Origin of the sequence: Gimesia algae (assembly GCF_007746795.1) — a bacterium.
GTDB classification, from domain to species: Bacteria; Planctomycetota; Planctomycetia; order Planctomycetales; family Planctomycetaceae; genus Gimesia; species Gimesia algae.
Map to the genome: position 1 here is coordinate 5,570,338 of NZ_CP036343.1, position 11,826 is coordinate 5,582,163.

An 11,826-nucleotide genomic window follows, 5' to 3' on the forward strand; every position below is an offset into this window, starting at 1 on the left:
TTCCGAGAATAAAGACCGTGCATAAGAATGATCCTGCGCCGGCTTTCCGTCACTGAGTTTTCACGTCAGACGTTTTCTGTCAGAATCGACACAGAGAATCTGCGCATGCTGAAACGGCTGAATCTGATACATCCCCTTCACTTTTGTTAAAGAGAGTCCGGACCGATGGGCAGTTCCCATGATCAATTTGTGAAATATCCGCGGACACCTCATCTGTTCGGCTCTACGGGGACGGCGGACGACAAACGGCTCAGCGAACAGGCTTCGCTGCAGTTCATTGCCGATCCGTCTCTCATCGTAGAGGAAAAGATTGACGGCACCAACGTGGGACTCCATTTCTCTCCCACCGGAGAACTCGTTCTGCAATGCCGGGGGCACCTGATAAATGAAGGCATGCACCCGCAGTATGATCTGTTCAAGCAATGGGCCATGGTCAAACGACCGGTCCTGGAACAGATGCTGGAAGACCGGTTCATTCTGTTCGGCGAATGGGTCTATGCCCGGCACTCGATTCACTATCGCAGCCTGCCGCACTATTTCTTTGAATTTGACATTTACGATAAAGTACAACAGGTCTTTCTCAGCCTTGCCTGCCGACTGGAACTGCTCGCAGGGACCGGCATCGAAACGGTGCCCGTGATTCATACCGGCCCGCTGGCACGCAAAGACCTGAAGACGCTGATTGGCCAGTCCACCTTTGACAGCGCCTTTGATAATCCACTGACCAACAACACAGACAACCTGATGGAAGGCGTTTACCTCCGCACCGAAGCGGGCGAAGCCGTCACCGGCAGGTCCAAGTTTGTCCGTCCCGAATTTGTAGAAAAAATCAAACAGAGCAGCCACTGGCAACACCAGGCCATGGTACCCAACCTGCTCTCCAAACAGGCAGATATCTGGTCATGAACTGGCAGACACTGACAACATCGACTCTGGAAGAGATCCTGAACTGGGCCGCCACGCAGCCCTGGTGCCAGGCGATGTCGGACTGCGCGCAGGATGCCCAGTGGCACGCCGAAGGGGATGTCTGGACGCATACCCAACTCGTCTGCCGCCAGTTGCCCCAACTGACTGAGTGGGCTGACTTATCAAACCGGGAACAGTCCATTCTGATCTTCACGGCACTCCTGCACGATGCAGCTAAACCGCTGACCACGCAGCTCGATTCTGAAACCGGCCGCCTGCGTTCGCCCAAACATGCCGTGAAGGGAGAATTCCTGGCACGAAATGTTCTGCGCGGACTGGGCTGCGATCTGGAAACCCGCGAAATCATCTGCCGCCTGGTCCGCTATCATGGCCGTCCCGCCTTTCTGCTGGAAAAACCGAATCCGGAACAGGAAGTGATTTCCCTCTCCTGGCTGGTCAATCATCGCCTGCTCTACCTGTTCACCCTGGCCGACACGCGCGGACGGACGACCGACAGCACGTCGCGTCCCGAAGAACACCTGCGGTTCTGGAAAATGATCGCCGAGGAACAGCACTGCTTCGACCAGCCCTACCCGTTTGCCAACGATCAGGCCCGCTTCCTGTTTTATCACACGCCGGAACCGAACGTGCATTATGTGCCTCATGAAGAGTTCAGTTGCAGGGTCACCATGTTGTCCGGCCTGCCGGGCTCGGGCAAAGATACCTGGCTCGCACGGCACCGCACGGATCTGCCCGTCGTCTCGCTGGATGACGTGCGCGATGACCTGGGAGTTGAGCCAACTGATAACCAGGGAGAAGTGGCGCAACTCGCCCGGGAACGCTGCCGCGAATTGTTGCGTAACAAAGCTGATTTCGCTTTCAACGCCACCAATCTGACCCGACAGCTCCGGCAACGCTGGCTCCGGCTCTTTTCTGACTACGGTGCCCGCATCGAACTGATTTACCTGGAACCGCCGCTGGAAACGATATTGAAACAGAATCACCAGCGTGCCCAGCCGGTCCCGGAACAAGTCATACGCCGCCTGGCAGAAAAAGTCGAACCTCCCACACTGACAGAGGCTCATACAGTAGATTATCCGCAATGACCGATTGAGTTTCCTGATCGCACGGACCTCATGATGCTGAAACAGTACAATTACGTTGGCCCTTCTGAAATTCAGGCACAGTTGAATTCCGTTCCATTCAGTCAACCCGTTGATACAGCTCAGTCCTTACTACAACAGTTGCACCAACTCAATAATGATCTTCATGAGAGTCCATTTTTGACGGTGACGTTCGTTATCGACAAAGAGGGTAATCTGCGAATCTGTGATCGCCATCAGGAACATGTCGCCTGTGCCCGGGGTCGCCCCGTACTCAGTGCAGGAGAAATGACTTTCGCTTATCAGAATGCAGATTACCACCTTGAAAGAATTACGAATCAGTCGACAGGATATTGTCCCGAACCCGATTCCTGGCAGGTCGTCGATTCAGCCTTGAAACAACTCGGAATACAGTACCCGGACTTTTTTGAACCGGCATATGACTTTCGTCGTTGCCCACGTTGTACACAAATCAATCTGATCAAAGATAACTATTATTATTGCGCGGTCTGTGAAACAGATCTGCCAGCGTTCTGGAATTGTGACCAGAAAGGATAGACTCGAGTGTTATTATCCATCACGACGACACACGAACCCGCCAGTGATCTGAGCTACCTGCTCCACAAACACCCGGACCGTTTTCAGAGCTTCAATCTGAGTTTCGGAAACGCTCACGTGTTTTACCCTACGGTTTCTGAGGAACAGTGCACCGCCTGCCTGCTGTTGGATGTGGATCCGGTGGGGATGGTCCGCGGCAAAGGACGTCAGCAGTCGTTCCTGCTCGACCAGTACGTCAATGATCGGCCCTATGTCGCGTCGTCTTTCATGAGTGTCGCTCTTTCCCAAGTCTTGGGATCCGCGCTCAACGGGCGCTGTAAGGATCGTCCTGAACTGGTCAGTACGCCGATTCCGCTCACGGTGCAGATCGCCGTCCTGCCTGTACGAGGCGGGGAAGAATTGATCCGCGAAATCTTTGAACCGCTGGGTTACGAAGTCGCCATCGAGTCTTATCCGCTGGATGAACTGTTCCCGGACTGGGGCGAGAGCCCCTGCTATTCGGTTAGTTTGACGGGGACAAAGACACTTTCAGAATTGCTCAACCATCTGTATGTGTTGATTCCGGTGTTCGATAACCGCAAACACTATTTTGTCGGCGAGAATGAACTGGAGAAGCTACTTGAAAAAGGGGCTGGCTGGCTGGCCGACCATCCATTGAAAGAACAGATCAGCCGCCGTTACCTGAAGTTTAAACCGAGCCTGTACCTCACGGCCCTGGCCCGTCTGGTCGAAGAGACCGAGCCCGAAAATACGGAACCGGATAAAGAGACTGAAGAGACAGCAGAAGACCTGCCCGACAAAACGGTTCCCCTGAATCAACAGCGACTCGGCAGCGTGATGGCCGCTCTGCGGGCCTGCGGTGCGCAAAGCGTGCTCGATCTGGGCTGCGGCGAAGGAAAACTGCTGCGCGAACTGCTGGCCGATCGACAGTTTGAAAAGATTGTCGGTCTGGATGTCTCCGTGCGTTCGCTGGAAATTGCCTCGAAGCGTCTCAAACTGAAACGACTGCCGGAGCGTCAGGCACAACGGATCAAACTGCTCCATGGTTCGCTCACCTACCGCGATCGGCGCCTGGAACGTTTCGATGCCGCGGCCCTGGTCGAAGTCATCGAACACCTCGATCCGCCCCGACTGGCGGCGCTGGAACGGATGTTGTTCGAATTCGCTCGCCCTAAAACTATTGTAATCACCACTCCGAATAAGGAATATAACGTGATGTGGGAAACCCTGCCCGCCGGTCAGGTACGGCATGTAGACCACCGGTTCGAATGGACGCGGTCTGAATTTCAGACGTGGGCCACAGGCATGGCAGATCAATTCGGTTACGCTGTCCGCTTCCTGCCCGTTGGTCCGGAAGACAAAGCAGTAGGTGCACCCACACAAATGGGAGTGTTTGAACGTAATGAGTAATAATAGTAATCCACCATTTGATTCTTCGATTACCTGGGCACGGGTCCGCGCTATTTTTAATAACCCTGATCCACCTGATAAAGTCTGGCAGTCGCAATTCGACGGATTCGATGAAAAACTGGAGCAATTGGCGCAGACTCCCTATGACCAGATCGATTTTGGTGACTTATGGTACTATCACCATGATCTGGCATACGTGAAACTACAGCCGGAACTGTTTGCCTGGTTATTTCCAGTCTGCCTGATGGACTGGGATCAGACTCTACAGAATTCAGAATCCTGTTCGCATGGTGATTCGGAATTTCATTATGGAATTCTGCAAGGGAAGGTATTCGAAACGATGCTGACCAGCAGACAACTTGAAGAGGTAACGCTTTTTTTTCGAGACAGTCTTCTGAATAGAGTCACTTCTGTAACCAGACTGATGGAAATTCGAAATGAACTCCCTTCATTTGGCTGGCTTTATCGTTTTAATTCTCTAGGCGTGATCCTACCGGATATCAGTCCGATCTGGGAAGGACTCTGGTCCCTTAAACATCCCGGTCAGGCGATTGCCGCGATTCAATACTTTTCAGCATTACTCTATTTTGATGACGAAAACCCTTTGTTTAAATCGTGGCATACTTCCAAGCTGAATTTCTGGGAAAACGACTCGTTCATTTTGGGATCCGGATGGACCGATAACAATGCAGATTATCTGACCACTAATCTGACCGTCGAATTTGTCAATGATTTAATTCGGCAAGCGGCTGTTCTGCTAAGCAATACGACTGAGTCACAGATGGCGGAACGTATCATAAATGATTTACCCGGTTGCCAGGCACTGCTCCGAGAGCGAGTGAAAGAATTCCCTGAGTTACTGCGAAACCCTGATTCCAGGGGATGGACCGTCTGAAGCTGTGTCTGGATGTTTCAGAACCATAATAAATATCTATTTTCAAATACAAATTAAAGATCTATCGATTTACCAATGGAAATCTCAATCCCGAAACTCTCACTCGTCGTGCTCGTCGGCCCCAGCGGGGCAGGCAAAAGTACGTTTGCGCGAAAACACTTTCTTCCGACCGAAGTGATCTCTTCCGATTTCTGCCGAGGCATAATCAGCGATGATGAAAACGACCAGAATGTCACAAAACAGGCTTTCGAACTGCTGGGTTACATCGTCTCTCAACGCCTGAAATCCGGGCGGCTGACGGTCGTCGACGCCACCAACGTCCAGCAGGAGGCCCGCGCGCAGTGGGTCGAACTGGCGCGAAAATACCACTTTCTGCCGGTCGCTATCGTGCTTAACCTGTCCGAAAAGATCTGCCATGCGCGGAACCAGGAGCGTCCCGACCGTTTGTTTGGATCACACGTGGTCCGCAATCAGCGATCGCAGTTGAAACGTTCTCTGAAACGAATCCGACGTGAAGGCTACCGTTATGTTTTCGAACTGAACTCAGTCGAACAGATTGAAACGGCTAAACTGGAACGGGTCCCCCTCTGGAATGACCGCCGCGAAGAACAGGGCCCGTTCGACATTATCGGCGATATTCATGGCTGCTGTGACGAACTGGAAGCATTGTTGGCCCAACTCGGTTACGTACGAGAATCAACAGCAGAACCGGCCCCACTCTGGGGCGAAGAACATTATGCGCACGCCGAAGGTCGCAAAGTCGTCTTTCTGGGCGATCTGGTCGACCGGGGACCGCGTTCTCTGGACACAGTCCGCATCGTACGTAACATGGTTCAGCAGGGGACGGCATTCTGCGTTCCCGGAAACCATGACATGAAACTGCTTCGCAAGCTCAAAGGGAAAGATGTCAAACTGACGCACGGTCTCGCAGAAACCGTCGCTGAAATCGACGCGATGCCTGCAGAGACGCGGGAACCGTTCTGCCAGGCGCTGGCCGAGTTTCTCGACAGTCTGATCAGCCATTATGTACTGGATCAGGGAAAGCTCGTTGTCGCGCACGCTGGCATGACAGCTGAACTGCAAGGGCGCGGCTCAGGCAAGGTACGCTCTTTCGCACTCTACGGAGAAACGACAGGCGAAACGGACGAATTCGGCTTTCCAGTACGCTATAACTGGGCCGCCGAATACCGGGGCGATGCGCATGTGGTCTACGGTCATACCCCCATTCCCGATCCGGAATGGCTCAACCGAACTGTCAACATCGACACAGGTTGCGTCTTTGGTGGTCGCCTGACGGCACTCCGCTACCCGGAAAAACAGTTCGTCTCGGAACCTGCCAGAACCGTCTACTGTGAATTTGTAAAACCAATTTACCGGGATACCGAAGCTGCTGCGCAGACAGCTCAGCAGCAACACGATGACCTGCTCGACGTACAGGATGTCACCGGCAAGCGGATCGTTTCCACGCGTCTGCAGACGAACATCACCATTCGTGAGGAGAACGCGACCGCGGCCCTGGAAGTCATGAGCCGATTCGCTGCCAATCCGAAATGGCTGATCTATCTCCCTCCGACGATGTCGCCTTCAGAAACCTCCACAGAACCGGGACTACTGGAACATCCCGCCGAAGCATTTGCTTATTTTCGCAACCAGGGAATCCCCCAGATCATCTGCGAGGAAAAACACATGGGGTCGCGTGCGGTGGTTGTCGTCTGTCGCGATCAGGAAACTGCCCGCCAGCGGTTTGGGGTACAGGAAGCGGAACGTGGTATCGTTTACACACGGACAGGACGGCGTTTCTTCAACCAGCCTGAACTGGAAACCGCATTCCTGGAACGGGTACGTCAGGCTTTGAGTGCCGCTGACTTCTGGAATGAGTTCCAGACGGACTGGGTCTGCTTCGATTGTGAACTGATGCCCTGGTCGGCCAAAGCACAGGCATTACTACAGTCCCAGTATGCGGTCGTCGGTGCAGCGGGGAAAGCGGCCCTCCCCCCGGTCGTCGCTGCGCTGGAACAGACAACAGCACGACTCACCGCTGAAGAAGCATCTCATGCCGAGGAGGTCGTAACCCATTTCCGCAACCGGCGAACCGCGATTGAAGAATTCGTGCACGCCTATCGCCACTACTGCTGGTCTGTGGATACACTGGATGACTTGAAACTGGCTCCGTTTCACCTGTTGGCCACGGAAGGGAGAGTCCACATCGACCAGAATCATCACTGGCACATGCAGACCATCGCACGCATCTGTAAGCAGGATGAGAAACTGCTGCTGGCGACGCCTTCGTTGAAAGTCGATCTGACCGACAATGACAGTGTGCAGGCCGGTATCGACTGGTGGTCCGGGTTGACAAGCACCGGAGGAGAAGGGATGGTGGTCAAACCCCTGGAGTGGATTCAGCGAGGCACACAAGGACTGGTGCAGCCTGCGGTCAAGTGCCGGGGGAAAGAGTATTTGCGGATTATCTATGGACCGGATTACGACGCGGAAGAAAATCTGTCCCGCTTGCGGAATCGTAGTCTGCACCGCAAACGATCTCTGGCGCAACGTGAGTTTGCATTGGGCATCGAAGCGCTGGAACGATTTGTGAACCGGGAACCGCTCAGGCGGGTCCATGAATGTGTGTTTGGAGTTCTGGCGTTGGAAAGTGAGCCGGTCGACCCCCGACTGTAAATCATCGCCCGACAGGGAAACAGAAAGTGAAGCCATGAACAAGCGAGTCCATTATCAGCCGAACCTGATCTATTCTGAAGGCACACAGGTGGTGACGGTCCGGGAGATCATCGGGCCGAACGGTCGCACGCAGCATCCGCGGGGATCCGTGGGTGTGGTGGTGCGTGCGCCGCGTGACCTGGTTCACTCGTATCGTGTTAAATTCCCCGACGGTGTCGAAGTCGCCCTTAAAGCAGACGAACTGACGCTGCTTGCCCAATTCAAAGAAGGCGAGATCGGCAACAGCGACATCAACGCCAGCCGCAGTGACCTGTTCTCGCGCGTGATCTTCAAATGCATCATTGGCTCCCGGGCCTTTGGTCTGGAGGATGAGCAGTCCGATACCGATTATCGCGGCATCTATCTGCCTCCTGCGGATCTGCAGTGGTCTCTGTATGGCGTTCCCGAACAGCTCGACTGCCACGAAACGCAGGAAACCTACTGGGAGTTACAGAAGTTTCTGGTCCTGGCTTTGAAAGCGAACCCGAATGTCCTGGAATGTCTCTATTCTCCCCTGGTCGAACACGTTACGCCACTCGGTCAGGAACTGCTGGACATGCGGGATATTTTTCTGACGCGCATCGTTTATCAGACCTACAATGGTTACGTGATGTCGCAATTCAAAAAAATGCAAACCGACATCAAAAACCAGGGCAAGGTCAAATGGAAACATGTGATGCACCTGATCCGGCTGTTGATCTCGGGAATCACACTCTTGCAGGAAGGCTATGTGGTCGTCGATGTGGGACCACACCGGGAACAGTTGCTGGCAATCAAACGGGGTGAAGTCCCCTGGGAAGAGACCGAGAAATGGCGAAAGAGCCTGCACAAACAATTTGAGCAGGCGCTGGAACAGACCAGACTACCGGCCCGTCCCGATTATGAAACTGCGAATCACTATCTCATCAAAGCGCGCCGACTGGCGACACAGGAAATACTGCCATGAATGGAAAACAAACTGTTACACTCTTTCGACCTGTCGGTCAGCAGGAACTCGATTTGATCCAGGCGTCCGGCTGGAAACAGTTTCCGCCCCGTTTGTACTGGCAACCGATTTTTTATCCTGTGCTCACGGAAGAGTATGCAATTATGATCGCCCGGGACTGGAACACAAAAGATCCGAATTCCGGCTATGTCGGCTATGTCGGCTATGTCCTGCAGTTCGACGTCGAATTTGACTATCTGAACCAATACGAAGTCCAGGAAGCAGGAGGTCGCGATCTGAAAGAATACTGGATTCCGTCTGAGGATCTGCAAGAATTTAATCAACATATCATAGGAACGATTGACGTCATCCATGAATTTCGTCCTGTTCCCTCAGAAGAATCATCATGAACTTCGATCCCCGACTTCAGAAACAGATAGAGGAACATCCTTATCCTCTGCTGTTTGCCACCATCAGTGGGTCGCATCTTTACGGCTTTCCTTCTCCTGATTCCGACTATGATCTGCGCGGCGTGCACCTGCTGCCGCTGGAGACGATCATCGGTCTGAAACCAGGTCAGGAAACGGTCGAGCGTTCACGCGTGGATGAGGGGTTGGAGATTGATCTGGTCACACACGATGTCGGTAAGTTCTTTCAACTCATGCTCAAAAAGAATGGCTACGTGCTGGAACAGTTGCTCTCGCCGCTGGTCTTGCACGCCATACCCGAGTATGAAGAGCTGAAAGCGCTGGCGCCCGGCTGTGTGACGAAGTATCACGCGTATCATTACCTGGGTTTCGCGGCGACGCAGTGGAAGCTGTTCCAGAAGGAAGATCCGCCCCGGGTCAAACCCCTGCTCTACGTGTACCGGGTGCTGCTCACCGGTCTATATCTGATGCGCACCGGTGAAGTGGAACCAAACCTGATCCACTTGAACGAAGAGGCGCAGTTGTCTTATATCCCGGAGATGATCGAACGCAAGCTGGAAGGTTCTGAACGTTCCACACTGGATGCCGCCGACATGGAGTTCCATGGACGCGAATATCAGCGGCTCGTAAGCGAACTGGAACAGGCGCTGGAAACCACCAGTCTGCCTGAACAGCCGAGTTCTGGTGCAGCCTTGAATGATCTGCTGGTCCGAATCCGTCTGACTCATCGGAAAGGAACCTGATAGAAATTATTTTCAGTCAGTAAACAGAACATACTGCGAACGAAATATGAATTTTTCAGACAATTTCTTGTATCGCCGATGTTCTGCTTTATGATTCCCTGATACTCGTTCATCTGATCCGAAAAACAGGACTCTCTGTATGAAATTCAAATCGATTTTAATAGCCGTATTTTCGTTGAGCCTTGCTTGCCCTTTGACGGCTGCAGAACCGGAAAAAGCGACCAAAGAGAAAAAACCGCAGGGATTACAGTTCGATGGTAAAACCAGTTACATCACCTTTCCTCACATCAATTTGGAAGATTACGGTGAATTTACGATCGAAGCCTGGGTCAAAGACTGGTCGGGCCGGATCTGCTGTCAGGGAAAACAGGGAGATCCCGAAAACAGTATCTGGATCTCCATTCGTGCGAAAGGCCATTCCACTGGCTGGGAGAGTGACAACGGGATGAATCATTCTGTTCCCGTCGATCCCAATTCGATTGAAGGTTGGGACCATTTCGCGATGGTCTATTCCGAATTACAACAATCGCTTTACCTCAATGGAAAATTAATCCATCAGACCACGGCCCCCGCCCCTGGTCCTTTTGATGAAAGGCGGCTGTTCTTTCTGGGGGCACAGGAAAAATGGGAAGATACGCAATCCAAACCAGCGGCCCTGTTCGGTAAAGGTATCATGCGGATGTTTCGTATCTCGAAAGTCGCCCGCTATGACAAAGAATTTGAACCTGAGGACAACTTCAAATCCGATGCAGAAACGGTCGTACTCTTCGACTTTGCCAAACCAGATAATGATCTGCTGTACGATGCCTCTCCGAACAAAAATAACGGGATCATCTACGATGTCAAATGGGTTGACCTCAAACAGGACTAGCCCCAGAGCTTTTGTAGTCTTTCAGCGTCACCATTTCCGGGCCACAACAGCCTGACTGTGTATCACGTTCATCCTTCGCGTCCGCTTCGAGAACCACAAAAACTTCCCCCTTTTGCCCCTCCGGGTCGACAGCTCAGACTTTGTCCGGGACTGTGTAGCAGCAGGTGGTTGTTTCTTCCGTAATAGTCTGGAGATTGGCAGCTTTAAACCGCTCAATCGCGGCGTGACCTTCGCCTACCGATTTAAACTGGATCCCGAAGTGAGCCGAGCCCCCTTCCACTTGAACTGCCTCATCCGCTTCACCGAGAGAGATTGAGGGAAGGATCCTGCGGTTCGTATCTGGCGTACCACGGACGTTCCTTACTCGGATTTTTACCCAACAGCACATTGGTAGAATTGTTTTGACTGTTCCAGATTGGCTACGGTCCAGGCAGTATGCACCCGAATTTTCCACGAAAATCGACAGTTGATTTTTGATTCATTTTATTCTCCTTCTCTTCTGAATCTTCAGGCATGCAGATAGTTCTGAATTTTGGTTTTAATTTCATCCCGTACGCGGCGAAATGTTTTCATTTTCTCTTCATCTGATCCCGTTGCATCCGCAGGGTCATCGAAGGGCCAATGCAGTGTCTGGGTAGCGCCTGAAAATACGGGACACGATTCCTTCGCGTTATCACAAACCGTGACCACCAGATCAAACTGCTGATCGGTGAACTGGTCGAGGTGCTTACTTGTGTTCTCGGACAAATCAATGTCCAGTTCACGCATGGCTTCGATCGCCAGTGGATGTACGTAACCGGAGGGATTCGAACCGGCCGATTCCGCCTGCCATTCACCTGCTCCCAGGTTTTCCCAGAGTTCTTCCGCCATCTGCGACCGACAGGAGTTACCCGTACATAATACTAATACACGTTTCATTTCTTAAAGATCCTTTCATAGATTGACTCATTGACTGGCTATCGCAGATTCTAGAGCGCATCACATTTAACCATAGCGTCTCACAATCAATTATACTCGGTCCAAATGGCCCTGGAGACGCTACAGTAAAACTGGACACAGTCTAGAGCAATTTTAGCCAGGCTCAGTTTATAACAACTTTCATAATCAGCACAGAGCTGACACACTTTCCATTGATCAATATCAACTTCAATGGACCGACTGGTGCAGACAGGAAGGACTCCCCCTTCAGGTTTTTCCACTCGGACTGTAAAGACCTGGCCTGTGTTCGCGACGTTATCGTTCAAATGCAGAGTGTCGGGAAACATGCTTCCA

The 11,826-nt window shown here is 52.4% G+C and carries 12 protein-coding genes; 10 read left to right on the forward strand and 2 right to left on the reverse strand.

Translation table 11 applies throughout. From position 1 onward, the window contains the following. The first annotated feature begins 165 nt into the window (after positions 1-165). The 10 genes from Pan161_RS20750 (at position 166) to Pan161_RS20795 (ending at position 10,554) form a co-directional block, all read left to right on the forward strand. Positions 166-906: an RNA ligase family protein gene (locus tag Pan161_RS20750; protein WP_145230445.1), complete on the forward strand. Its 741-nt coding sequence runs from the start codon at positions 166-168 to the stop codon at positions 904-906. After that, the gene (locus tag Pan161_RS20755) at positions 903-2,012 is read left to right on the forward strand and encodes an AAA family ATPase (RefSeq protein WP_145230447.1); all 1,110 of its coding nucleotides are present in this window, start codon (positions 903-905) and stop codon (positions 2,010-2,012) included. The genes Pan161_RS20750 and Pan161_RS20755 overlap by 4 nt, the downstream gene beginning before the upstream one ends. A gap of 30 nt (positions 2,013-2,042) precedes the next feature. Continuing rightward, on the forward strand, positions 2,043-2,567 hold the full coding sequence (locus Pan161_RS20760; protein WP_145230449.1) for a hypothetical protein: 525 nt from the start codon (positions 2,043-2,045) through the stop codon (positions 2,565-2,567). Positions 2,568-2,573: 6 nt separating this feature from the next. Beyond that, complete coding sequence (locus Pan161_RS20765) at positions 2,574-3,977, forward strand: 3' terminal RNA ribose 2'-O-methyltransferase Hen1 (protein ID WP_145230451.1); 1,404 nt, start codon at positions 2,574-2,576, stop codon at positions 3,975-3,977. Beyond that, positions 3,970-4,872, forward strand: coding sequence for a hypothetical protein (locus tag Pan161_RS20770; RefSeq protein ID WP_145230453.1), 903 nt, complete (start codon positions 3,970-3,972; stop codon positions 4,870-4,872). The genes Pan161_RS20765 and Pan161_RS20770 overlap by 8 nt, the downstream gene beginning before the upstream one ends. Before the next feature lie 75 nt (positions 4,873-4,947). Continuing rightward, positions 4,948-7,548, forward strand: a complete 2,601-nt coding sequence (locus Pan161_RS20775) for a polynucleotide kinase-phosphatase (RefSeq protein ID WP_145230455.1) — start codon at positions 4,948-4,950, stop codon at positions 7,546-7,548. A gap of 34 nt (positions 7,549-7,582) precedes the next feature. Next, positions 7,583-8,533: a nucleotidyltransferase domain-containing protein gene (locus Pan161_RS20780; protein ID WP_145230457.1), complete on the forward strand. Its 951-nt coding sequence runs from the start codon at positions 7,583-7,585 to the stop codon at positions 8,531-8,533. Further along, the gene (locus Pan161_RS20785; RefSeq protein WP_145230459.1) at positions 8,530-8,922 is read left to right on the forward strand and encodes a hypothetical protein; all 393 of its coding nucleotides are present in this window, start codon (positions 8,530-8,532) and stop codon (positions 8,920-8,922) included. Before Pan161_RS20780 ends, Pan161_RS20785 begins: the two co-directional genes overlap by 4 nt. After that, positions 8,919-9,683, forward strand: a complete 765-nt coding sequence (locus tag Pan161_RS20790) for a nucleotidyltransferase domain-containing protein (RefSeq protein WP_145230461.1) — start codon at positions 8,919-8,921, stop codon at positions 9,681-9,683. Before Pan161_RS20785 ends, Pan161_RS20790 begins: the two co-directional genes overlap by 4 nt. Positions 9,684-9,822: 139 nt before the next feature. Then, positions 9,823-10,554 (forward strand): LamG domain-containing protein, encoded by a 732-nt coding sequence (locus Pan161_RS20795; protein ID WP_145230463.1) that lies wholly within the window; start codon positions 9,823-9,825, stop codon positions 10,552-10,554. A gap of 133 nt (positions 10,555-10,687) precedes the next feature. On the opposite strand, the gene Pan161_RS31040 is transcribed toward Pan161_RS20795, so the two are convergent. Then, complete coding sequence (locus Pan161_RS31040) at positions 10,688-10,942, reverse strand: hypothetical protein (RefSeq protein WP_145230465.1); 255 nt, start codon at positions 10,940-10,942, stop codon at positions 10,688-10,690. Positions 10,943-11,061: 119 nt separating this feature from the next. Continuing rightward, complete coding sequence (locus Pan161_RS20805; RefSeq protein WP_145230467.1) at positions 11,062-11,472, reverse strand: arsenate reductase ArsC; 411 nt, start codon at positions 11,470-11,472, stop codon at positions 11,062-11,064. Positions 11,473-11,826 lie beyond the last annotated feature (354 nt).

Bases quoted from the DNA above. Each gene is read 5' to 3' on its own strand.
- Pan161_RS31040 (WP_145230465.1), bottom strand. From the start codon at position 10,942: ATGTGCTGTTGGGTAAAAATCCGAGTAAGGAACGTCCGTGGTACGCCA.
- Pan161_RS20795 (WP_145230463.1), top strand. From the start codon at position 9,823: ATGAAATTCAAATCGATTTTAATAGCCGTATTTTCGTTGAGCCTTGCT.
- Pan161_RS20755 (WP_145230447.1), top strand. From the start codon at position 903: ATGAACTGGCAGACACTGACAACATCGACTCTGGAAGAGATCCTGAAC.
- Pan161_RS20775 (WP_145230455.1), top strand. From the start codon at position 4,948: ATGGAAATCTCAATCCCGAAACTCTCACTCGTCGTGCTCGTCGGCCCC.
- Pan161_RS20770 (WP_145230453.1), top strand. From the start codon at position 3,970: ATGAGTAATAATAGTAATCCACCATTTGATTCTTCGATTACCTGGGCA.
- Pan161_RS20790 (WP_145230461.1), top strand. From the start codon at position 8,919: ATGAACTTCGATCCCCGACTTCAGAAACAGATAGAGGAACATCCTTAT.
- Pan161_RS20750 (WP_145230445.1), top strand. From the start codon at position 166: ATGGGCAGTTCCCATGATCAATTTGTGAAATATCCGCGGACACCTCAT.
- Pan161_RS20760 (WP_145230449.1), top strand. From the start codon at position 2,043: ATGATGCTGAAACAGTACAATTACGTTGGCCCTTCTGAAATTCAGGCA.
- Pan161_RS20785 (WP_145230459.1), top strand. From the start codon at position 8,530: ATGAATGGAAAACAAACTGTTACACTCTTTCGACCTGTCGGTCAGCAG.
- Pan161_RS20805 (WP_145230467.1), bottom strand. From the start codon at position 11,472: ATGAAACGTGTATTAGTATTATGTACGGGTAACTCCTGTCGGTCGCAG.
- Pan161_RS20780 (WP_145230457.1), top strand. From the start codon at position 7,583: ATGAACAAGCGAGTCCATTATCAGCCGAACCTGATCTATTCTGAAGGC.